The sequence below is a fragment of the Bradyrhizobium betae genome, assembly GCF_050632175.1.
Lineage (GTDB): Bacteria > Pseudomonadota > Alphaproteobacteria > Rhizobiales > Xanthobacteraceae > Bradyrhizobium > Bradyrhizobium betae_B.
Map to the genome: position 1 here is coordinate 1594925 of NZ_CP192576.1, position 20138 is coordinate 1615062.

The 20138-nt window shown below is 63.6% G+C and carries 21 protein-coding genes and 2 pseudogenes; 6 read left to right on the plus strand and 17 right to left on the minus strand.

What is annotated here, in order from left to right; translation table 11 throughout:
• Positions 1-4 precede the first annotated feature (4 nt).
• The 3 genes from ACQ86E_RS07895 to ACQ86E_RS07905 all read right to left on the minus strand — a co-directional run bounded on the left by ACQ86E_RS07895 (position 5) and on the right by ACQ86E_RS07905 (position 2532).
• On the minus strand, positions 5-583 hold the full coding sequence (locus ACQ86E_RS07895) for a TRAP transporter small permease (protein ID WP_143841534.1): 579 nt from the start codon (positions 581-583) through the stop codon (positions 5-7).
• Positions 584-658: 75 nt separating this feature from the next.
• Positions 659-1618 carry a sialic acid TRAP transporter substrate-binding protein SiaP gene (locus tag ACQ86E_RS07900; RefSeq protein WP_431206426.1) on the minus strand — a complete coding sequence of 320 codons (960 nt, stop codon included), beginning with the start codon at positions 1616-1618 and terminating at the stop codon, positions 659-661.
• Between the two features lie 89 nt (positions 1619-1707).
• Positions 1708-2532 (minus strand): FadR/GntR family transcriptional regulator, encoded by an 825-nt coding sequence (locus ACQ86E_RS07905; RefSeq protein ID WP_431204932.1) that lies wholly within the window; start codon positions 2530-2532, stop codon positions 1708-1710.
• Positions 2533-2674: 142 nt separating this feature from the next.
• Here ACQ86E_RS07905 and ACQ86E_RS07910 point away from each other — a divergent pair, with 142 nt between their 5' ends.
• Together ACQ86E_RS07910 and ACQ86E_RS07915 are read left to right on the plus strand one after the other, a co-directional pair.
• The gene (locus ACQ86E_RS07910; RefSeq protein ID WP_431204933.1) at positions 2675-4144 is read left to right on the plus strand and encodes a mannitol dehydrogenase family protein; all 1470 of its coding nucleotides are present in this window, start codon (positions 2675-2677) and stop codon (positions 4142-4144) included.
• 101 nt (positions 4145-4245) lie between these two features.
• Positions 4246-4653 carry a nuclear transport factor 2 family protein gene (locus ACQ86E_RS07915; protein ID WP_431206427.1) on the plus strand — a complete coding sequence of 136 codons (408 nt, stop codon included), beginning with the start codon at positions 4246-4248 and terminating at the stop codon, positions 4651-4653.
• A gap of 24 nt (positions 4654-4677) precedes the next feature.
• On the opposite strand, the gene ACQ86E_RS07920 is transcribed toward ACQ86E_RS07915, so the two are convergent.
• Positions 4678-5430, minus strand: a complete 753-nt coding sequence (locus ACQ86E_RS07920) for an HAD family hydrolase (RefSeq protein WP_431204934.1) — start codon at positions 5428-5430, stop codon at positions 4678-4680.
• Between the two features lie 155 nt (positions 5431-5585).
• Between ACQ86E_RS07920 and ACQ86E_RS07925 the strand changes: the two genes are divergently transcribed.
• The gene (locus ACQ86E_RS07925; RefSeq protein WP_431204935.1) at positions 5586-6431 is read left to right on the plus strand and encodes an SDR family oxidoreductase; all 846 of its coding nucleotides are present in this window, start codon (positions 5586-5588) and stop codon (positions 6429-6431) included.
• 122 nt (positions 6432-6553) lie between these two features.
• Positions 6554-7822 (plus strand): serine hydrolase domain-containing protein, encoded by a 1269-nt coding sequence (locus ACQ86E_RS07930; RefSeq protein ID WP_431204936.1) that lies wholly within the window; start codon positions 6554-6556, stop codon positions 7820-7822.
• A gap of 74 nt (positions 7823-7896) precedes the next feature.
• On the opposite strand, the gene ACQ86E_RS07935 is transcribed toward ACQ86E_RS07930, so the two are convergent.
• On the minus strand, positions 7897-8784 hold the full coding sequence (locus ACQ86E_RS07935) for a dienelactone hydrolase family protein (RefSeq protein ID WP_431204937.1): 888 nt from the start codon (positions 8782-8784) through the stop codon (positions 7897-7899).
• A 652-nt stretch (positions 8785-9436) separates the two neighbouring features.
• On the opposite strand from ACQ86E_RS07935, the gene ACQ86E_RS07940 reads away from it, so the two are divergent.
• Positions 9437-10015 carry a MarR family winged helix-turn-helix transcriptional regulator gene (locus tag ACQ86E_RS07940; protein ID WP_431206428.1) on the plus strand — a complete coding sequence of 193 codons (579 nt, stop codon included), beginning with the start codon at positions 9437-9439 and terminating at the stop codon, positions 10013-10015.
• Between the two features lie 13 nt (positions 10016-10028).
• Here ACQ86E_RS07940 and ACQ86E_RS07945 read toward each other — a convergent pair whose 3' ends face one another.
• Complete coding sequence (locus tag ACQ86E_RS07945; protein WP_431204938.1) at positions 10029-10970, minus strand: hypothetical protein; 942 nt, start codon at positions 10968-10970, stop codon at positions 10029-10031.
• An 811-nt stretch (positions 10971-11781) separates the two neighbouring features.
• On the opposite strand from ACQ86E_RS07945, the pseudogene ACQ86E_RS07950 reads away from it, so the two are divergent.
• Positions 11782-12553: pseudogene (locus tag ACQ86E_RS07950) on the plus strand (response regulator transcription factor).
• Between the two features lie 189 nt (positions 12554-12742).
• Here ACQ86E_RS07950 and ACQ86E_RS07955 read toward each other — a convergent pair.
• The 11 genes and pseudogenes from ACQ86E_RS07955 to ACQ86E_RS08005 all read right to left on the minus strand — a co-directional run bounded on the left by ACQ86E_RS07955 (position 12743) and on the right by ACQ86E_RS08005 (position 20137).
• Positions 12743-13201, minus strand: a complete 459-nt coding sequence (locus ACQ86E_RS07955; protein WP_431204939.1) for a hypothetical protein — start codon at positions 13199-13201, stop codon at positions 12743-12745.
• The gene (locus ACQ86E_RS07960; RefSeq protein ID WP_431204940.1) at positions 13198-13710 is read right to left on the minus strand and encodes a flagellar biosynthesis protein FlgN; all 513 of its coding nucleotides are present in this window, start codon (positions 13708-13710) and stop codon (positions 13198-13200) included. The genes ACQ86E_RS07955 and ACQ86E_RS07960 overlap by 4 nt, the downstream gene beginning before the upstream one ends.
• Before the next feature lie 39 nt (positions 13711-13749).
• A complete protein-coding gene (locus tag ACQ86E_RS07965) occupies positions 13750-14232 on the minus strand; it encodes a rod-binding protein (RefSeq protein WP_431204941.1) in 483 nt (160 codons plus the stop codon).
• On the minus strand, positions 14229-14648 hold the full coding sequence (locus ACQ86E_RS07970; protein WP_431204942.1) for a hypothetical protein: 420 nt from the start codon (positions 14646-14648) through the stop codon (positions 14229-14231). Before ACQ86E_RS07970 ends, ACQ86E_RS07965 begins: the two co-directional genes overlap by 4 nt.
• A gap of 5 nt (positions 14649-14653) precedes the next feature.
• Positions 14654-15406 carry a flagellar biosynthesis protein FliR gene (fliR, locus tag ACQ86E_RS07975; protein ID WP_375312971.1) on the minus strand — a complete coding sequence of 251 codons (753 nt, stop codon included), beginning with the start codon at positions 15404-15406 and terminating at the stop codon, positions 14654-14656.
• Positions 15403-17483: pseudogene (gene flhA / locus ACQ86E_RS07980) on the minus strand (flagellar biosynthesis protein FlhA). Before flhA ends, fliR begins: the two are co-directional and overlap by 4 nt.
• A 76-nt stretch (positions 17484-17559) precedes the next feature.
• Complete coding sequence (gene fliQ, locus ACQ86E_RS07985; RefSeq protein WP_375312969.1) at positions 17560-17826, minus strand: flagellar biosynthesis protein FliQ; 267 nt, start codon at positions 17824-17826, stop codon at positions 17560-17562.
• On the minus strand, positions 17823-18242 hold the full coding sequence (gene flgD / locus ACQ86E_RS07990) for a flagellar hook assembly protein FlgD (protein WP_431204943.1): 420 nt from the start codon (positions 18240-18242) through the stop codon (positions 17823-17825). Before flgD ends, fliQ begins: the two co-directional genes overlap by 4 nt.
• Positions 18243-18257: 15 nt before the next feature.
• Complete coding sequence (gene flbT, locus ACQ86E_RS07995) at positions 18258-18677, minus strand: flagellar biosynthesis repressor FlbT (protein ID WP_431204944.1); 420 nt, start codon at positions 18675-18677, stop codon at positions 18258-18260.
• Positions 18677-19021 carry a flagellar biosynthesis regulator FlaF gene (gene flaF, locus ACQ86E_RS08000; protein WP_168213321.1) on the minus strand — a complete coding sequence of 115 codons (345 nt, stop codon included), beginning with the start codon at positions 19019-19021 and terminating at the stop codon, positions 18677-18679. The genes flbT and flaF overlap by 1 nt, the downstream gene beginning before the upstream one ends.
• A gap of 69 nt (positions 19022-19090) precedes the next feature.
• Positions 19091-20137 (minus strand): flagellar hook-associated family protein, encoded by a 1047-nt coding sequence (locus tag ACQ86E_RS08005; protein ID WP_431204945.1) that lies wholly within the window; start codon positions 20135-20137, stop codon positions 19091-19093.
• Position 20138 lies beyond the last annotated feature (1 nt).

Genomic DNA, 20138 nt, shown 5'->3' on the forward strand with positions numbered 1-20138 from the left:
GACCTTATCCTTCAAAACCGTCGTAGGCGCCGGGACGTTCGAGGATCGAGTAGCCCTGACGCAGATGTTGAACCGCCACCTGCACCGATCGCGCGAACATCAGCACGAAGCCGGCCAGCACGGCGTAGTAGACGTAGTCCTTGGGCAGATTGATCGTCGTCATCGACTCGTCGCCGATGATCTGGATGTAGACCCAGACCAGCTTGATGGCGTAACCGAAGAAGGCGATCCGGATCAGGTCGATCACCGTCGACAGCACGCGCGCCGCGAGATGCGGCAGATAGCGATAGATGAGATCGACCTGGATGTGCCGCGACAGCCGCACGCACATCGACGAACCGATGAAGACCACGCCGATCAGGCAGTAGGTCGCGATTTCCTCGGTCCAGGCATAGCTGTCGTTGAGCACGTAGCGGGTGAAGAACTGGAGGAAAACGGCGAGCGCCATCACCCAGAAGATCGCCAGCGCCACCCAGTCCTCGAAGGCATAGACCCCGAGATCGACCTTCGGCGCCGACTCCTCCTCGAAGGTGTGGGCAATCTCGTCCGCGGTGATCTGCCGGTGCGTTTCGGCGGTGGACATGGGGTTACTCCTCAAACGACTTGGCCATCATTCCGGGGCGACGCGCGAGCGTCGAGCCCGGAATGACGGCATTGGTTACTTCACGGCCTGAATGCGTTCCCAATCGGCCTTGCGGTAGCCGAAGGTCTCGAACGCAACGTTCTTCAGCACGATGTCGCGGAACTCGTTCTTGTCGACCTCGGTCACGGTCAGGCCCTTCTCCTTGAAGAAGGCGACGAGCTTGGCCTCGTTCTGCTTGATCTCCGCGGTCGCCTTGGCGGCGGCTTCCTGCGCGACGTCGGTGAAGATCTTCTTGTCCTCGTCGCTGAGCTTCTTCCAAAGCGCGCCGGCGACCACGGTGTTGAGGTGGTCGACGATGTGGCCGGTCAGCACGATGTGCTTCTGCACCTCGTAGAACTTCTTGGCCTCGATCGTGGTCAGCGGGTTCTCCTGCGCCTCGACGGTGCCGTTCTGAAGTGCGAGATACACTTCGGCGAAGGCGATCGGCGCCGTGTTGGCGCCGCAGGCGCGCGGCATCGCAAGGTACGCCGGCACGTCGGGCACGCGCATCTTCAGGCCCTTGAGGTCGGCGCAGGTCTTGATCGGCTTGTTCGACGTGGTCTGGCGCACGCCGTAATAGGTCACGGCGACGATGTGGTGGCCGCTCTTGTCCTCGTAGCCCTTGGCGAGCTCCTTGAAGATGTCGCTCTTGGTATAGGCGAGCAGATGGTCCGAGTCGCGGAAGGTGTAGGGATAATAGGTCACGCCGATCGGCGGAAAGCTCTTGGCCGCGAAGCTGGAGCCGGAGATGATGATATCGACCGAGCCGAGCGAAAGGCCCTGGTTGATGTCGGCTTCCTTGCCGAGCTGCGAGGCCGGATAGACGTCGACCGTGTAGCGCCCGTTGGTGCGCTTGCCGATCTCCTGCGCGGCCCAGACCGAGGCGGTGTGGAACGGCTCCGAGGTCTCGTAGACATGGGCCCATTTGAGCTTGGTCTGTGCCATGCCGGGATTGGCCGCTGCAAACATCGCCGCGACCGAAGTCGCCAGCACCATCGTCATCTTCTTCAACACTGACTTATCCTCCACTGACTAAAGTCTGCTTCTTGTTCGCCCGCTCCGAGGTGGATGCGGGCCGCCCAATCTCATCGTCGTCGCGCGCTGCCGCCTTTGGTCTGCGTCTTCGGCGCGCGTTCCGGCTTTGCTTGTTTTGCCGGCTTGGCCTGATTTTCCGCCGTCCGGCCTCGCCCCGCAGGCGATCCCGCAGCGCTCTCGGCGCCGAAATTCTGCGCGAAACGCTCCTGGGAGCACACCAGATGAGCGCGCATGGCATCGCGCGCGGCGTCCGGATCTCGCGCCGCAATGGCATCGCGCACGGCGCGATGCTCGTCGAGCGCGGTACGCCAGGTGCCCGGGCTCTCGAAATAATGCGCAAGCTGCGCGAAATAGGGATTGAGACGCTGGTCGAACAGCTCGCCGACCACGCGCACCAGAACCGCATTGCCGAGGCTGCCGGCGATCGCGACGTGAAACGCACGGTCATGGACCATCGAGGCTTCGCCGGGATGCGCGACATTCTCCATCGCGTCGAGGGCGGCGTCGATGCGGGCGACATCGTCTTTCGTCGCCACGCGCGCGGCCTGCTCGGCAATGGCGCTTTCGAGAAACTCGCGAGCCCGCAGCAGCTCGAACGGGCCTTCGATGACCGCGGCGGCAGGCACGGCCATCGCCGGGGCAGCAGGCTCGATCACGTAGATGCCGGAACCGACGCGGATACGCACGCGGCCCTCGACTTCGAGCGCGATCAGGGCTTCGCGCACCGTCGGCCGCGACACCTTGAGCTGCTCGGCGAGGTCGCGCTCGGTCGGCAAGCGGCTGCCGACCGCGTACTCGCCGCTGTCGATCAGACTTCGCAATTGATCGGCGACCTGGCGATAGAGCCGTCTCGCCTCCACAGCTTCCAGCGGCACGCTGGTCCTCCCCGATAGGGCGAACCGGGTTCATCCCGGCGGCCCGCCAATTTTGGAAAATTGGTCTTACCAATTGACCGGAGCATTGACCGAGGATGGAGGCCATGTCAAGCAGCGGCCAAAGCAACAGGGAGAGACGACCATGCGGCTCGGCCGCGCCCAACTCAACCGGCTGCCGCCAGCCATCCGCCGCCCGGCCTATGACCATTCGCGCGTCACGGCCGGTATCGTGCATCTTGGTCTTGGCGCGTTTCATCGCGCCCATCAGGCCGTCGTCATCGACGATTGCCTCGCCGCAGGCAGCATGTCCTGGGGCATCGTCGGCGCGAGCCTCCGCAGTCCGGAGACGCGCGACGCCCTCGCCCCGCAGGATCATCTTTATACGGTCGCGATACGTGCCGCCGAAGGCACCGAGCACCGCGTCGTTGGCGCGCTGCTCGACAGCGTCGTCGCGCGCGAGAAGCCGGCCGCGCTGGTCGCACGGATGGCCGACCCCGCCATTCGCATCGTCTCGCTGACGGTCACCGAAAAGGGATATTGCCACACGCCGCAGACCGGCGATCTCGACGAACGGCATCCTGATGTCGTGCACGATCTCAACAATCTCGACGCGCCGCGCTCGGCGCCCGGCTTCATCGTTGCCGCGCTGGCGCGCCGGCGGGCGCAGGGGCTGGCGCCGTTCACCGTGCTGTGCTGCGACAACCTCGCCGCCAACGGCCACACCGTGCAGCGGATCGTGACGCAGTTCGCGGCGCTTCGCTCCAGGGACCTCGGCAAGTGGATCGCAGATCACGCCGCGTTCCCCTCGACCATGGTCGACCGCATCGTGCCGGAAACGACCGATGCCGACCGCGACGCGGTGTCGTCCGCGCTCGGCATGCGCGACGCCTGGCCCGTGATGACCGAGCCGTTCACGCAATGGGTGGTCGAGGACCGTTTTACGGCGGGCCAGCCCGATCTCGCGGCCGCGGGCGTCGAGCTCGTCACCGACGTCAAGCCGTTCGAGCTGATGAAGCTGCGGCTGCTCAATGCCAGCCATTCCGCGCTGGCCTATCTCGGCTATCTCGCCGGATACGAGACCATCGCCGACACCATGGTCGATCCGCATTTCGCCCGCCTCGCCGCGCAGGTGATGGAAGAGGCCGCGGTGACGCTGACGATGCCATCAGGCACTGATCTTTCCGCCTATCGCGCCTCGCTGCTCAAGCGCTTCGCCAATCCGGCGCTGCATCACCGCACCTGGCAGATCGCGATGGACGGCTCGCAGAAGCTGCCGCAGCGCCTGCTCGGCGCGATTCAGGATCGCCTGCACAAGAACCTGCCGATCGCAACGCATGCGCTCGCGGTAGCCGGCTGGATGCGCTACGTCACAGCGCTCGACGAGCAGGGCCGCGCCATCGACGTGCGCGATCCGCTCGCCAGCGAGTTCGCTGCGCTGGCGCGCGAGGCCGGCCCCGTCGCTGAACGACTCGCGCCAGCACTGCTCGGCGTCGAAAAAGTATTCGGACCACTGGGTGCCGAGCCGCGCCTGCGTGAGGCCGTCACCGCAGCGCTCGGCCAGCTCTACGCAAAAGGTGCCCGGCAGGCGGTGGAGACGCTCGTCTCGGTGTGATTACAAAGCGGGCAGCAATGCTGCACTGCGGTCAAAATCGGACGCCAAATCGAACGGAAGTCGCGCTTGATTTTTGCCTGTCATTGCCTCACCCGGGAGCCATGGCAAACGACAGCAAGGTCATCGCCGCGAACGCGGCCTTCTACGCCGCCTTTTCGAGGGGCGACTTCGACGGCATGGAACAGATGTGGGCGGATGACGACGCCATTTCCTGCATCCATCCCGGCTGGCCGGCGATCATCGGCCGGGCCACCGTTATCGGAAGCTGGCGCGATATCCTGCAAAATCCGGAGCGGCCGCAGATCGTTTGCGCCGAACCGCAGGCCATCGTCGACGGCGACAGCGCACGCGTGCTCTGCATCGAGATCGTCGACGGCACCGCCTTGGCCGCCGCGAACCATTTTCGCCGCGTCGGCGACGACTGGCGCCTGGTTCACCATCAGTCGAGCCCGATTGCGCAGATTGTCGAGCAGGCTGAGGACGATAGAATGAGTCACCGCGTCCATTGACGGCGCCAGGCCCGGCAGCACGTTCTACTGTGCATGGGGTTGTTTTTCGCTTTTTGTTTGGACCCCGAGTTCCGACAGATCATTCAGCACCACCCGCGCCTCGCTGAAATCATCGTCCCGGAAGAACATACTGCGGGTGATGAGAACCGGAATATTCGCGCATGAGGCCGCGATCAGGCCATTGGCGGAATCCTCGATCGCGATGCAGTCCGATGCATCCAGCTTCAACCGCGCCAGGACTTCGAGATAGACGTCCGGCGCCGGCTTCTTGTGGCGGACATCATCGCCGGCAACAATCGCATCAAAATCCGCGGCCCAGCGGCTCCCCAGCGCCTGCGACAGCAGGGCATCGATATTGCCGTGCGACGTCGTGGTCGCAATCGCAAGCCGCTGGCCGCGCGCCTTCGCGGCCGCGAGGAGATCGGTCACGCCGGGCCGCAACGGGCAGCAGCCCGTCTCGATCAGCTCGGCATAATGCGCGGTCTTGATGCGATGGAGTGCGGCGATGTCCGCGTCCGACAATGGCAGGGCGGTCCGCAGCCTGTCATGGTAGGCGCGGATGCGCTCCTTGCCGCCGGTGACACGCAGCAGTTCCTTGTAGACGGACCGGTCCCAGTGCCAATCGAGGCCGTGCCGGGTGAAGGCGTGGTTGAAGGCCTGCCGATGCAGTTCCTCGGTTTCCGCCAGGGTGCCGTCGACATCGAAGATCAGCGCGGCAGCACGCCGGATCAGCTCTGCGGCGCCGGACTGTGCGATGGTGGCCGCTCTGGCCGGCATGTTTGACGCTCCGCCCATGACATCCCCGTGACGGGCGACCATCGCCCGCACTGGCGGGCGAGTAAAATCGCAATATCTTTTGCCGGACCCAAAAATCCCTTATGAGCGGAAGCGCGCGGTGATGCGGTTGGAACCTTCATCGGCACAGGAGACGCATGCGGCTGTTCATCCTTGGCCTTGGCTATAGCGCCCGGCACTTCGTCCGCAAGTTCGGCGGCGCCTTCTCGCACGTCGCCGGCACGGTGCGCGATCCCGCCGGGCGGGACGAGCTTTCCGGCATCGAGCTGCATGCCTTTTCCGGCGCCCCCACGCGCGAGACGATCGGACACGTCCGCAACGCCGACGTCCTTCTCGTGTCGATCCCGCCCGGCAGCGCTGGCGATCCCGCCATCGCCGCGTTCGGCGACGCGTTGGCGGCCGGCCGCCGCAAGGTCGTCTATCTCTCGACCATCGGCGTCTATGGCGATCACGCCGGCGGATGGGTGGATGAGAGCACGCCGCCGCAGGCCATTCTCGACCGCACGCGGGTGCGGCTGACGGCCGAGCAGGCCTGGACCGACACGACGCGTGGCGATGCCGCGATCCTGCGGCTCGCGGGCATCTACGGCCCTGGCCGCAACGCGCTGGCGACGCTGCGGGCCGGCACGGCCCGGCGCATCATCAAGCCCGGCCAGGTCTTCAACCGCATCCATGTCGATGACATCGCAAGCGCGATCATGGCCGCGATACGCCATCAGGGCGGCGGCACATGGAACGTCTGCGACGATGAGCCAGCCCCGCCCCAGGACGTGATCACCTACGCCGCAGGGCTCATCGGCATCGCTCCGCCGGAAGAAGAAGCGTTCGCGACGGCCGAGATGTCGGCAATGGCGCGCAGCTTCTATTCCAGCAGCGCCCGCGTCTCCAATGCGAAATTGAAGGACGAGCTCGGCGTAACGCTCGACTACCCGACCTATCGGCACGGTCTCGACGCGCTGTTGCGCGCCGGAGAGGGACGATAGGGTTCCGGCATCTCCGGCGCGTCCCAGACATGCCCCGCCCGCGCTTGACTTCGCTCTGGCGCGGTCGTGATCTAGGCATCGCGCGAGCCACTCGCATAACGAGCTCGCCTTGGGAGGACGCAATGAACAAGACGATCGTCGTGATCGCGGCGGCTGCTGCCGCCATTACGTTCGGGACAGCGCGTGCCGCGCCGCTGCTCGAAGCCAGCCCCGACGACGCCGGCTTCTCGAAGCAGGGTCTCAGCCGGCTCGATGATTTCTTCGCTCGCGAGATCGCCGCCAAGCGCGTTCCCGGCGCGGTCGTCGCGGTGGCGCGCGACGGCAAGCTCGTCCACTACAAGGCCTACGGCATGCTCGATCCGGACAAGGGCACACCGATGCCCGTTGACGCGATCTTCGCGTTGGCCTCGATGACCAAGCCGATGGCAGCAGTTGCCGGCCTCACTCTGATGGAGCAAGGCCGGCTGCCGCTCCAGGCCAAGCTCTCCAACTACTATCCGGGCTTCGCGGACATGAAGGTCGGCGTGACCCAGGCCGACGGTTCGCTTAAGCTCGAGCCGCAGGCTTCGCCGATCTTCATCCACGATCTCTATCGGCATACGTCCGGATTGATGTATGGCGGCCGCCCGGACAGCTCCAGCCCGGTGGCGCGGCAATATCCCGACGGCATCACACCCGCGGTGGACGGCGACACCCAGACATTCATCGAACGCATCACGAAACTGCCGCTGGCGCATCAGCCCTCGACGGAATTCGAGTACGGTTTTTCGATCGACGTGCTCGGCGCCGTCGTCGAGAAGGTGAGCGAGCAGCGGCTCGGCGAGTATCTCGCCGCCAACGTCTGGCAGCCACTCGGCATGAAAGACGCGACCTTCCATCCCACCGACGCGCAGCGCCCGCGGCTCGCCCGCCCGTTTGCCAACGATCCGCTGACCGGCAAGCCGCAAGCCATCAAGCTGCTGGACACGCCGACCAAGTTCGATTGCGGCGGCGCCTGTTCGTTTGCGACGGTCGGCGACTACATCCGCTTCGGACAGATGCTGCTCAACGGCGGCGAGCTCGACGGCCAGCGCATCCTCTCTCCGAAGACCGTGCATCACATGACGACCAACCACCTTGGTCCTGAAATCAAGAACAACGTGGCGACCATCGAGCCGCATCGCGCCGGCTTCGGCTTTGGGCTGTCGGTCGCGGTCCGCACCAGCGAAGGCCTGTCGTCAGTTCCCGGCAATCCAGGCGAATTCACCTGGAATGGTGCGTACGGAACGCAGTTCTTCTGCGATCCGAAGGAACGTCTCGTCGTGGTGGTGGGAACCGCGGCGCCGGGCGAGCTGCGCAAATATTACCGCGAGCAGGTCCAGGACATCGTCTACGGCGCGATGGTGAAGTGAGACTCGCGCCCTGAAATGAAGCGGGCGGCCGCTCGGGCCGCCCTGCGAATTCGGCGTCAGCAATTAGCTAGGCGTCAGCTCAGGACGCCGTACTTCTTGAACCAGGCTTCCGCCTGCTTCCAGGCATCTTCCGCCGCATCCTTGCGGTAGCTGCCGCGGTAGTCGGCATGGAAGCCGTGCGGCGCATCCGGATAGATCTTGAACTCAGCCGTCTTCTTGTTCTCCGCGAGCGCCGCTTTCATCTGCTCGACCTGGGCGACGGGAATGCCGGTGTCGGCGCCGCCATAGAGGCCGAGCACCGGCGCCTTCATTTCGGGAGCCAGTTGCATCGGGCTCTTTGGCCACAGCGGGTTGGCAGGGTCGACCACCGTGCCGTAGAAGGCGACGCCGGCCTTGAGCGCGCCGCTATGGGCGGCATATTCCCAGACGGTGCGCCCGCCGCGGCAGAAGCCGATGATGCCGAGCCTGGCGGTGTCGCCGCCCTGCGACCCTGCCCACACCACGGTCGCGTCGAGGTCGGACAGCAGCTCGGCGTCCGGCTTGGCGTTGACGACCGGCAGCAGGTCCTTGATCTCGCCGATCTTGGTGAGATCGACGCCCTTGCGGAAGTAATAGTCGGGTGCGATCGCGAATGCGCCGAGCTTGGCCAGGCGCCGCGTCACGTCCTTGATGTATTCGTGCAGGCCGAAGATCTCCATCGCCACGATGATCACGGGCGCCTTGGTGTTGCCGGCCGGGCGGGCGAAGTAGACGGGCATCTCTTCGGAGCCGACCTTGACCTTGGCATCGCCCACCTGGAGGCCGCTGGTGTCAGTCGCGATCGCCTCGGCGCGGACCGGCCCGGCCGCGAGCGTGTAGCCGGCGGCAACGGCCGCGGTAGCGCTCATGAATCCGCGGCGCGAGACCGGGGCGACTTTCGTCAGCCCGACGACGTCGGATGTCATGGTGGTTTCAATGCTCATCGGTCTATCCTTCCTGATGCCTGGCCCTGTTCCTTCAGGCGACGCATTCGCCAGCAATTGCGGGCCAAACGCAAATCACCAGCCTGCGAGCCATGGCCTGCCGATCGACGCACACCAAAGCCGATCGGCGAACGACGATCTAACGCTCCCTGCCGACGGCGTGCCATGCGCCGGGATCGATGACACACCCCCGGGCAATCGTATTTCGGATTTAACTACCCAGGCGCATCGCAGCGCAACATCCGTTAACCGAGAATGGCGGTACTCCCGTCGTCATTCGCATGGCCCGAGTTGCAGGCATCCCGCTCGTCCGCACGGTTTGAAACGTCTTGCCGCAACAAATGGGCTCCGCCGCGACCGCACCGACACATCATGTTGCTCCGCCGCCGCGCTTGATCGGAATCTTACGCGTGAATCTCGGTCATTTGATGGAAGTTTTCAGAAGAGTTGAGCCGTGCAATTTACTCGAACTTTCTTTGTAACGCCCTAGTTCCACATCCGAACTTCGGTCTCCACAACGGAGAAGTGTCTTCCAGGCGCGGCCGGTTATCCCGTTTTCGAGTGAAGCATCGCTCGATGACTCATGCTCGCCCGCCCGGATTGCACAACCAGAAACCCAATTGAATATGGCTTTATCCGATCCGGACTTGAGATGATTTTAGCTCGCGAAGCGATTGAATTACTGGGGCAGATGGCCCGAATCCTGTGGTTCGAAGGCACCAAGCATGGCCTGCGCGACCGCGAATGGATGGCCTTGCGCTTCCTCTCCCGCGCCAACCGCTTCTCGCGGACGCCCTCGGCGCTCGCAAGCTATGTCGGCACCACGCGCGGCACCGCCTCTTTCATCATCGGCGAACTCGAACGGCTCGGTTATATCGAGCGCAAGCGCTCCGCCACGGACAAGCGCTCGGTGTTGCTCAGCGTCACGCAGCAGGGCAAGAAGTTTCTGATGCGCGACCCCGTCAACGTGCTCGTCGAGGCGATCGCCGTTCTCGACGACGACGGCAAGATCCGCTTTCGCGACACGCTCCGGCACGTGCTGGATCAGTCGGACGCGGCGGAGCAACGGCACCATACCGACGTTTGCAAGCGATGCATCTTCCTGCGCGAAGATCGCACCGCTGCGGACGGCAAGGCGACGGTCGAGTTCAGCTGCCGCCTGTTCCGCGCACCGATCGCGGAGCCGGAAATCGACCTGCTATGCACCAGCTTCGAGCATCATCGCCAGTAGAAGGCTCCGCTCGTCAGGGCGCTGCCTTGCGTGACGAGTAGACGACACCGCCGCTGGCTTCCACCACCAGACGCCCGTTCTCGCTCCTGATCTCCTCGATGCGGCCAAGGCCGGGCACCTGCTGTCCCAGCACGGCCTCTATGACGCCTTTCGGACTTTGCAGGATCGCAACCCCCTCATAGGCCTGGCGAACCGACCAGCCCTTGATCACCTTGCGGGGCGCCGCCATGCGCTCGGACGGAACCACCGAACCCGTGATCTCGGGCGCGGTGACCGAGGCCATCACCGGCATCGGCTGCTGCGGTTGTGAGGCAACGGGCGTCGGAGCCTGGGCCTGCGCCTGCGCGAGCTTGTCGAGCTTCACCGTCGAGGACGAGCTCACTCGTTCGATACGATCCAGGTTCTCGGCGAAACGGCCAAAACGGTCGTTGGTTGCCTTGCTCGATTGATCGACCGCGGTACGCAGGCCGTCGAGATTTTCGGACACGCCCGACACTTGCTTGCGCAGCTGCGCGACGGTCTCGCGCAGATTCCTGATCTCCATATTGGCCGCGACGTTGTTCTGGGCCGGCTGCGTGGTGAGATAGGCGATCACGCCGGTGCAGGCGCAGACAACGAGAATAGCGGCCACCGCCAATGTCGCCAGCGGCGCGACCCAGGTCGGACGGGGCGGCGGCGGCTTGGCCACGATCGTCGCGGGCTTCATCACGACCGGCGCAGGCTTGGGTATTGCCATCTTGTCGAGGCGCGCCTTTGCACGAATACGCTTCAGACCCTCGAGCGCTTCCTTCGCGAGGGTTTCATCGCTCGTCGCAGCCGACGCTCGCTTCGAGCTCGCAACAGGCTTGGTCGCTCGCGCCACATTGTCCTTGTTATCGCGCACTTCCGGCGCCGGCTTCGCTGTCGCGGAAACTTCGGCGGTCTCGCCGGGACGAGCTTGTCCATCGGACAACATGTGAAAATGCTCCGTTCGGTTCGGTCTATCGAACGGTGAAGCTAGTTGCCGAAGCTTGCCTGAAACGTGCGCAACGAAAACCTTTCATCACGCGCAACGCGACGCGACACGAGTCCAAAGCGTCATGCACGTGGCGATAGTGCGACTCGAAAGACACACACTCGCCAAGATTTCGCCAAGCTGGAGTCTTCACTCCGGACGTGAGTCGAATTGTCGCATGTGGAAAAACCGGTCCGCGCGTCAATTCGAGGTTGAAAACCCCTCCATGCACGTCACTCGCGGCACTACCCAAAATAGCTGTGATTATACGGAGATGCGGAACTTTACGCCCGCCAAGGTGCAAAGTTAGTTCGGATATAAAATCAACTGATGCGATTGAATATACAAAGAAACAACCCGAAACGAATCAACAGCATCAAACACACTTAGCAATCGCTTCGTCGCGCGCGCTTGATCGGTAATCGGCAATTGTTACGGTCCTACTCAAGTGATTCTCGCCAGTTGGCGAGGGGAACGGCAGAGTTCAGTAGCGTTCGAATAAGCAACTTGGCGCAACTGTTCTAGGTCGCTGTCTCAATCCGCTCCGCGAGGTGATCGTAAGACACCCGCCGGGCCTCACAGTAAGCGTTCAGTATCGAGTCGAAGTAACAGGCCTGCGCACGCAGGCACTGAATGCGTAGGGCTGCCCGCGAATATCGAAGCCATAATAACGGTACGCGGGAAAGGAATGTCGTCAAACAGCGTCGTTGCCGCGCCGGGACATCACAACAACCAGCCGGCCGCAACAAGCGCGAAACAGGGGCGAAGACTGATGTATATTATCGTTGATGATCGCGAGAGCGTCGCGAACAGCTACGTTGCAGGGCTTGTTCGCGAAGGCGTATCGTCAATCGGATTCTCCTCCGGAGAATTCTGGGAATGGCTGCAATCTGCGAATGAATCGGATCTGGCAGCGGTCGACGCCTTCCTCCTCGGGGATTGCGATTCCCGCGGAAGCCTGCCGCGGGCGATGCGCAAGCGCTCTTCGGCTCCCATCATCGCCATGAGCAGCCAGAAAATGCTCAAGAACACGCTTGAGCTGTTCGAGATCGGGCGTCGACGACGTCGTGCACGTGCCGATTCACCTGCGCGAGATCCTCGCCCGAACGGCCGCGATCGCGCGCCGCCGGGTGGGAGAGCTGCCGAGGCCCTGCGAGACCAGGATCCAGGTCTTCTTCAACGGACGTGACCCCGAGATCGCGGGCCACGCCCTCACCCTGCCCCGCCGCGAACTGCGCATTCTCGAATATATGGTCAGCAACCACGGCAAGTGGATCACCAAGACCCAGATCTTCAACGCGGTCTATGGCATCTTCGAGTCGACTTTCGACGAGAGCGTGATCGAGAGCCACGTCAGCAAGCTGCGCAAGAAACTCCGCGACCGCCTCGGCTTCGATGCGATCGTGGCCCGACGCTACGTCGGATACCGCATCAACATCCCGGCCGGCGAAACCATCGACGTGCCGATGCAGGACCTCGACGAAGTCGGCATCCTCCTGAACAGGGCTCATGCCGCCCCGACGGCGTACCCGGCCGGAAACTGACGCGGCAGGGCACCGACACGAACTGACGACAACGGCCTCTGCGGAGTACACTTCGCCGAGGCCGTTGCACGTTCAGCGGCAGACACGGCAGAACACGGCTACCGCCTTGCCGCGGCAGCCGCCGTGGTTCCAGAGACTCGTCCTGACGCGTCTTGAAGCGAACCGGTATCCGCCTCGCTCGAAAGCGCTTCAGGGCTTCTGCTGGAATTCGTCCTTCGAAACGTAGTTGAAGTCCTCGATCAGAACGTCCTGGACGACGTCGGCCTGCATCCTCTCGTTCACGCGCTGCTTGATAGCGGTCGTGAGGATGGAGAGGTCGTAGCGGGCGAGCTTTCTGAAATCGAGGCGATCGTCAGCGTAGATCCTGCGGAAGGCCTCGTCGACGACGAACGGCTCCGGCGGAACGCTGAGCTGGTGCATGGTCCGCGCCTCGACGGTGTAGACGAAGCGCGCCACGATATAACCCTGCACACCGCCGCCCTCGACCATCGGCACGCTCAGCGCGCGTGTTTTCTGGTATTGAAGTCCGTCGAGAAATTCGTCCTTTGCCGGCAGCAGAGTGCCGTTTTCCTTCCAATAGGCCACGCCATAGCTCGTGCCCGCGGTGAGGATGCAAACCCAGAGCCCGGCCAGCACGAGTCTGATCATTTTCCGTCCTGCGTTGTACGGCCCGTGTAGGTACCGTCCGATTCGGCGTCCTTGATCGCCCTGACGATGATGGTCGCGACCTCGCGCACCGCATCGTAGTGCATTTCGAGGATGGAACGATTTCGCTCGAGCTTCTCGCGCAGCCGCTGTATCTCCTCGGTGATCTCGACCTCGCTGCCGAGATGCATCCGCGCCCGCATCAGGCGGACGAATTCGAGCATGCTGCGGCTCTTCCGCGCGCTGAAGTCGTCGAAATCGACCTTCTTGCCGGTCGCGAGCGCGGCCGTCTCCTCCTCGACGATGCTCTCGAGCCGGCGGATCGCCGCCAGCAGACCGCGCATCTCGTCGGATCTCGCCCCGTCGGCGCCATCGATCTCCGCCTCGTCGCCGACATTCGGCAGCAGCACGGGCAACAACGCATCACGCGATGCGGCCCCCATCGTCATCGCCTCGGTATCCTCGACCGGCTGCTCCATCACCACGGCCGCCGCGCCTTCTTGTGCCTGCATTGGAAATTCACCCCTCAACTTCTGTCGCCCGTTTCCGGATCATGATCCGACCTTGCCCGTAACGTCCGGACCCGCCGGATGTGCAGCGGCGAGCTGCTTGGCAATGCCGATGCCCTTGCCCTTCGCGAGCTGGGCGCCAAGCTGTTCCGCCAGCATCGACTTCCAGACGCCGCCGGCCGTGCCCTTGCCGAAGACCTCCTCCGATTCCTTCGGCAGCATGGTCTCGACGAAGGTCTGCAGGATGAACGCCTCGAACTTCCGGTACACCTCTCCGGACGCCGGTGCCTTGATCACCTGTACGGGCGGCCCGTTGACCGCACCCGACGGCGCTTCGGCAACCTTCGCCGCGGCTTGATCGCCGGTCGCTGCCTTGGCCTTACCGACCTCGGCATCCATCGTGGCGGCGAAATCGGTGTCGGATGATTTCAGCGCATCGAGCTTCGCAGTCGCTGCGCGCTGCGTCACGGGATCGGCGGCATCGAGGACGTCGAGGACGAGGTCGGGGGTCGCTGTCACGATCATGTCTTGTTCCGGTTGGCTGGCCGCAGCGTCCACTCGCGCGCGGCAGGGCTTATTCCCGTCATCTCCTCGAGCGAGCGCTTCTCCGCGTCGCGAAGCTTGTCGGCCAGCGCCGCCTTCGCGACCTGCTCGAGCTGTTTCACACGACGGCTCTCCGAGCGGACCTGGTCGAGCTGCTGCGATGCCTGCGTCTGAACCGCGCGCGCACCAACGCTCGTCCTGTTCAGGCGGCGTGCGATCGATTCGCTCGACGAGCCCGCCGGCGGATTCCCCTCGTTCAGCGTACCCACCAGCCATTCCTGCTCGTCCTGCAAGCTACGCTGCTGCTGCCGCAATTGCGCCAGCTGCCACTCGGACAGCCGGAGCTGGAGCTTCACGAGCGAGACCATCCTGCCGAGCTTGTCCGCGCGCGACGTCATGGCCCTCACTCCGCCAGCCACGACGAGACGCCCAGCATGAATTGCGTCAAGAGCTCGTCGCTGGTGAGGTAGATCAGCAGGAATCCACCAAACAGCACGAAGGGCACCGAGATGAAATAGACCGGAATTGCCGGCGTCAGCTTGTTGATCAGGCCGACCGCCAGGTTGACGATGACCGAGTAGACGATGAAGGGGCTGGTGATGCGCAACGTCAGAACGAATGCCTCAGACAGGCGGCTGACGAGCAGATCGAGCGCCATGCTTCCGCCGAGCCTGCTGCCGGGATGCCAGACGTCGTATGAGTTCATCAGCCCCCGCAGGACCTGCCAGTGCTGGTCGGTGATGAAGAACAGGGTGGTGACGGACGCCATGATCAGCGGCACCAGGGCCGGCGCCGGATCGGTGTCGCCGACAGGCGTTCCCGGGATGTTGCTGAGCCCGATCGCGCTCGCCATCACGGTCGCCATGGTCTGGAGCGCGAGGAAGAACACACGCCCGCCAAGCCCGATGACGCTGCCGACCACGATTTCGGAGCAGATCAGGAGCGCGAGCGTCAGCGGCGCGGCGTTGTCCGTGAGCGGTTTCAGGATTGCGATCAGGATGGGCGTCAGCGCGAACGTCGTGACGAGCGCGACGAACAGGCGGATCTGGGCCGGAACGTTGACGCTGGAATAGCCGGGCACGAGCATCAGGCAGGCGCCGATGCGACAGAACACGATGAACGTCACCAGCACGCTGTCGGCAAGGCCGCTGATCACGATATCGCTCCGAGAGCTCTGATCTCGGCGCTGCGCGCGACCTCGACATGCGACAGGATCGGCAAGGTCGGGAACACCCGCTCCAGGATCATCCGGACATAGGGGCGGGCTTCGGGCGTCACCGCCAGAACCACACTGGTGCCGTTCTCCGTAAACTTGCGGATCGCAGCACTGGCCTCGGTCGCGAATTGTTCGATCAGGCGCGGATCGGCGTCGAATTCGACGACGTCGCCCTTGGCGTCGCGCTTCAGGCTCTGGTGGAACGCCAGGTCCCAGCGGTTGCCGAGACGGATGACGTTCAGCACACCGTTGTCGGAGAGATCGCCGCAGATCTGCTGCGCAAGACGTGTCCGCACGTGCTCTGCGACCTGCTCGGAGCGCCGCACATGGGGCGCGATCTCGGCGATGGCCTCGAGGATCAGATGAAGGTTGCGGATCGACACGCGCTCGGCGAGCAGGATCTTCAGGATCGCCAGCAGGCCCGAATAGGAGATCTGCGAGGGGCAGAGATCCTCGATCAGGCGTTTGTATTCGGGATCGAGCCGGTCGAGCAGCCCGCGCATGTCCTTGTAGGACAATAGCTGCGAGAGGTTCGCCCTGATCACTTCGCTGAGATGCGTGAGCAGCACCGACAGGTTGTCGACCGGCTTGCAGCCCTGACGCTTGACTTCGTCGGTGAAGGCCTCCGCGACCCAAAGCGCCTTCATGCCGAAGGCGGGCTCGATCACCTCGTCGCCGGGCACGTCGGGCTTGCCGTCCTTGTCGACGAGCACCAGCACCTCGCCCAGCCGCAGTTCGCCATGGGCGATGCGCGTGTCGTGGATCCGGATCTGATATCCCTTGGGATCCATCGACAGATTGTCGGTCAGCTTGATCTCGGGAATGACAAAGCCGTACTGCTTGGCGAACTTCTTGCGGATCTTGCTGACCCGATGCGCAAGCTCGTTGCGCGAACCCAGCAGATGGACGGAGAGATGACCGCCGAGCGCCAGTTCGATCTCCGCGGTCTTGAGCGATTCCTTGACCGATTCCTTTGCATCGGCCTGGGCGCGCTCGTCGGCCTTGCGCGCATGCTCCTTCTTCTCCCGCGCAGCCTGCCGCCTCGGCAGCGAGTAACCGACGAAGGCCATGACGCCGCCCAGCAGCACGAACGGCGCCATCGGCAGCCCCGGCATCAAGGCGAGCACGAACATCATCAACGACGCCGCCGACACCGCCCGCGGATAGCCGCCAAGCTGTCGCAGCACGGCCTGCTCCGCAGAACCCCTGGTGCCGCCCTTGGAGACCAGAAGGCCCGCCGACAGCGACACGATCAGTGCCGGCATCTGCGTTACGAGACCATCGCCGACGGAGAGTTTGGTGTAGACGTCGGCGGCGCGCGACAGCGTCAGACCGTGATGCGTGACGCCGATGATGATGCCGCCGAAGATGTTGATCGCGGTGATGATCAGGCCGGCGATGGCGTCGCCGCGGACGAATTTCGAGGCACCGTCCATCGCGCCGAAAAAGGAGCTTTCCTCTTCGAGCTCGCGACGCCGGCGCTGGGCTTCCTTGTCGTCGATCAGGCCTGCGGACAGGTCCGCGTCGATCGCCATCTGCTTGCCGGGAATGGCATCCAGGGTAAAGCGGGCGCCGACTTCGGCGATACGCGTCGCACCCTTGGTGATCACGACGAAGTTCACCGTGACCAGGATCGCGAAGATGATCAGACCGATGACGAAATCGCCGCCCATGACGAACTTCGAGAAGCCTGCTACGACATGGCCCGCGGCGGTTTCCCCTCCCCGCCTCGCGACAGGATCAGGCGTGTCGTCGCGACGTTGAGCGCCAGACGCAGGATCGTTGCGATCAACAGCACGGTCGGAAAGGCGGAGAAATCGAGCGGCCGCTGGATCCACAACGCGACCATCAGGATCAACGCCGAAAGCGCGATCGAGAACGCGAGGCCGAGATCGATCAGGATCGGCGGTATGGGCAGGAACAGGATCGTGAGCATGGCCACGATCCCGCCGGCGAAAAAGGCATCCGCCCCGAAGCGGCGCGGGCTTGGCAGGCTAGCAGCTAACGTATCGGCCATGGTTCACCGGCAGAGGGTCCGACCCACAATCTGCCGTGCAAAGCTTACGCGGGGGTGGTGGCCGACGCTCCTGGGATCAGAAGCCGCGCTCGATATGCGAATAGACCATCTCGGTGAAGGTCGAGAGATGTGCGCCAATGAAGGAGCCGGAGACGGCGACGACCACGAGAATGACGATGATCTTCGGGACGAAGGTCAGCGTCACTTCCTGAATCTGGGTCAGGGCCTGGATCAGAGCAATGAGGGTGCCGACCAGCATCGCCGCCCCGACCGCGGGGCCGGAGGCGACGATGATGGTCCAGATCGCAGCCTGGACGATGTCGAGGGCATCCCTCTCGTTCATGACTGGCTGATCGTGAGCCCGGGCCCGACCGCCACCTTCGTGCCGTCCTGGAGGGTCGCGACGGAGCCGTCGCTGTTGATGGAGATCGAAACGACTTTGCCGGAGAAGGTTTTCCCGGTCGAGTCGGTAAAGCTGACCGTCTTTCCGATCAGCCCGTCGGCCTGCGATAGCGACTGCGAGGACAGCAGCGCATCCAGCTTGGTATTGGTCTGCATTGCCTGCTCGACCGTCGAGAGTTGGGCGAACTGGCTCATATATTGCGACGTATCCATCGGATTGGTCGGATCCTGATTCTTCATCTCGGCGACGAGGAGCTGAAGAAACGTATTGTAGTCGACGGTGTTGCTCGCCGTGGTCGTGCTGGAGCTGGTCGAACTGGACTTGTTGGTGCTATCGGTTGCGCTGGTGACGTTCATATTGCCTCTCCGCTGTCAGGCAGCCTCGAATGGGACTTCGGTGGTGGCACGGGCCAGTTCGGCCAGGATTGCCTCCTCAACCGGAAACAGCGCCCGGATCCGCTTGAGCGCGTCGAAATACCGGGTCGTTTTGACCAGTTCGTCGATCGCGGCGAGCCCGTCGAGCATCTCGCGGCTCTCGCAAACCGCAAGCAGCGCCGCATGGTGCTCGCCATAGAGCGCGGCCGCGGCGATGACGTCCGTAGGATTCATCAGCATGAGCTGGACGATGAAGTAGAGCTGCCGCAGCGCCGTGGTGGCGTCCGAGGCCTGCATGACCTGCCCTTCGAGCAGGAACATCACGTCGTTGACGAGTTCGACAGAGACCTTGCGGTCCACGCGCAGCACCGCGCCGTTGATGTAGATGCGTTCGCCGGCCCGCAGGGATATCTTCATTAGAGCGCGTCTCGGATCAGGCGGTTGATTTCGATCAGCTGCACCACGTCGTTCGACCTCTCCTCGCGAAGCCGGTCGGCTTCCTTGACCACCCACAGGCCAATCGAGATGATGTCGGCGCGCAGCTTCTCCGGAAGTCCATTCTCCGGATGCGCGAGATCTTCGATGAAGATCGTCCACAGCCGCCGCACGTAGAGCAGGCTCTCGACCAGGTCCTCGAAGCTGAAGCGTCCCTTCTGGAGCCGCTCGAGCCGGTCGATGCCGAGGCTGAGCGCCTGCCGCTCGCGGCCCCGCGCCTCATAGCCGCTATCGTCGACGACCGATCCATAGGCTTCAAACGTCATCAGAACCACTCTGCGCAGGAGACCGAACAACACGACAAAGGTTACGAGCCTTACGAATTTAGCCGAGGCTCAGAGATAGTTGACGAGGCTGATCTGCTGGAGCTGCGAGGTGAGTGCGAGTGCCGTCTTGATCTGGGTCTGCAGGGTATTGACCCGGACCGAGGCCTCGGTCGGGTCGACCGCCTCCATCTTGACGATCTGATTGTTCAGAATGTCCTGCTGAACCTTGAGCTTTTCGGTCGCGCCGGTGACCCGCTGCTGGACCGTGCCGACGCTGCCGCCGAGCGTGGCGAGGTCGGTGATGGCGTTGCCGACGAGGCCGATGGCCTTGTCCACGACGACCTGGAACGTCGCCTGGTCCAGGTTCACGTTCCCGAGATCGGCCATCATTGTGTAGGCCTCTGCGAGCTTGCGAAAGCCGGCCTGGTTGGCGCTCACGGACGTATCGGCAATCTCCGTCGTGGAGATGCGGCTCTGCATGACCTGGTCGGTGGCCGTTGACCAATTGGTGTTCCAGGCCGGGCTCGCGAACTCGGCATCGAACGTGGTGTCGAGGAAGGTCTGCATCTGGGCCGGCGTGATGGTGCTCACGGCCGGCGAAGACTGCGAAAAGCCGAATGCCGCGAGGAAATCCGCATCAACCTGGTTTTTGCTGGCCGAACCCGCGGTGTAGGCCGTGATCGGCGTGTTCTGCGTGTTGATCCCCGAGAAAAGATACGAGCCGTTATAGGAGACGTTCAGCGCGCCGATCAGATCCTGGAGATTGGAGGACGCAGGCGGCAGGATGATCCGCCCGCCGCCGTCGGTACTGCGGGCCGCGATCAGGTCCTTGAGGAAATCCGTTGCTGTCGTGCCGAGCTGGGTGATCCGGCTTTGCGTAATGTCCAGGCGTCCGGAGACGAGCTCGTTGGTATCGACGAGCTGATCGGCGAAGCTCAGGTCTGCCCGCAGCGTAACGTCGCTTCCCGTCGTGGCGCCAAGCTGGAGGCCGACATCGGCGAAGCGGCCAGTGGTGGCTTCCTTCGAGGCCTTGGCCAGCGCAGCCTGATTGTTCGTGATCGAGGACCTCAACGACGACGACAGCATCAAGGTGGAGATGTAGTTGGCGCTCATCATG

Bases quoted from the DNA above. Each gene is read 5' to 3' on its own strand.
- ACQ86E_RS07965 (WP_431204941.1), bottom strand. From the start codon at position 14,232: ATGATCGTGACAGCGACCCCCGACCTCGTCCTCGACGTCCTCGATGCC.
- ACQ86E_RS07970 (WP_431204942.1), bottom strand. From the start codon at position 14,648: ATGACGTCGCGCGCGGACAAGCTCGGCAGGATGGTCTCGCTCGTGAAG.
- ACQ86E_RS07930 (WP_431204936.1), top strand. From the start codon at position 6,554: ATGAACAAGACGATCGTCGTGATCGCGGCGGCTGCTGCCGCCATTACG.
- ACQ86E_RS07945 (WP_431204938.1), bottom strand. From the start codon at position 10,970: ATGTTGTCCGATGGACAAGCTCGTCCCGGCGAGACCGCCGAAGTTTCC.
- ACQ86E_RS07920 (WP_431204934.1), bottom strand. From the start codon at position 5,430: ATGCCGGCCAGAGCGGCCACCATCGCACAGTCCGGCGCCGCAGAGCTG.
- ACQ86E_RS08005 (WP_431204945.1), bottom strand. From the start codon at position 20,137: ATGATGAGCGCCAACTACATCTCCACCTTGATGCTGTCGTCGTCGTTG.
- flgD (WP_431204943.1), bottom strand. From the start codon at position 18,242: ATGAACGTCACCAGCGCAACCGATAGCACCAACAAGTCCAGTTCGACC.
- ACQ86E_RS07955 (WP_431204939.1), bottom strand. From the start codon at position 13,201: ATGATCAGACTCGTGCTGGCCGGGCTCTGGGTTTGCATCCTCACCGCG.
- ACQ86E_RS07940 (WP_431206428.1), top strand. From the start codon at position 9,437: ATGATTTTAGCTCGCGAAGCGATTGAATTACTGGGGCAGATGGCCCGA.
- flbT (WP_431204944.1), bottom strand. From the start codon at position 18,677: ATGAAGATATCCCTGCGGGCCGGCGAACGCATCTACATCAACGGCGCG.
- ACQ86E_RS07910 (WP_431204933.1), top strand. From the start codon at position 2,675: ATGCGGCTCGGCCGCGCCCAACTCAACCGGCTGCCGCCAGCCATCCGC.
- ACQ86E_RS07915 (WP_431206427.1), top strand. From the start codon at position 4,246: ATGGCAAACGACAGCAAGGTCATCGCCGCGAACGCGGCCTTCTACGCC.
- ACQ86E_RS07895 (WP_143841534.1), bottom strand. From the start codon at position 583: ATGTCCACCGCCGAAACGCACCGGCAGATCACCGCGGACGAGATTGCC.
- ACQ86E_RS07960 (WP_431204940.1), bottom strand. From the start codon at position 13,710: ATGCAGGCACAAGAAGGCGCGGCGGCCGTGGTGATGGAGCAGCCGGTC.
- fliQ (WP_375312969.1), bottom strand. From the start codon at position 17,826: ATGAACGAGAGGGATGCCCTCGACATCGTCCAGGCTGCGATCTGGACC.
- ACQ86E_RS07935 (WP_431204937.1), bottom strand. From the start codon at position 8,784: ATGAGCATTGAAACCACCATGACATCCGACGTCGTCGGGCTGACGAAA.
- flaF (WP_168213321.1), bottom strand. From the start codon at position 19,021: ATGACGTTTGAAGCCTATGGATCGGTCGTCGACGATAGCGGCTATGAG.
- ACQ86E_RS07925 (WP_431204935.1), top strand. From the start codon at position 5,586: ATGCGGCTGTTCATCCTTGGCCTTGGCTATAGCGCCCGGCACTTCGTC.
- ACQ86E_RS07900 (WP_431206426.1), bottom strand. From the start codon at position 1,618: ATGGTGCTGGCGACTTCGGTCGCGGCGATGTTTGCAGCGGCCAATCCC.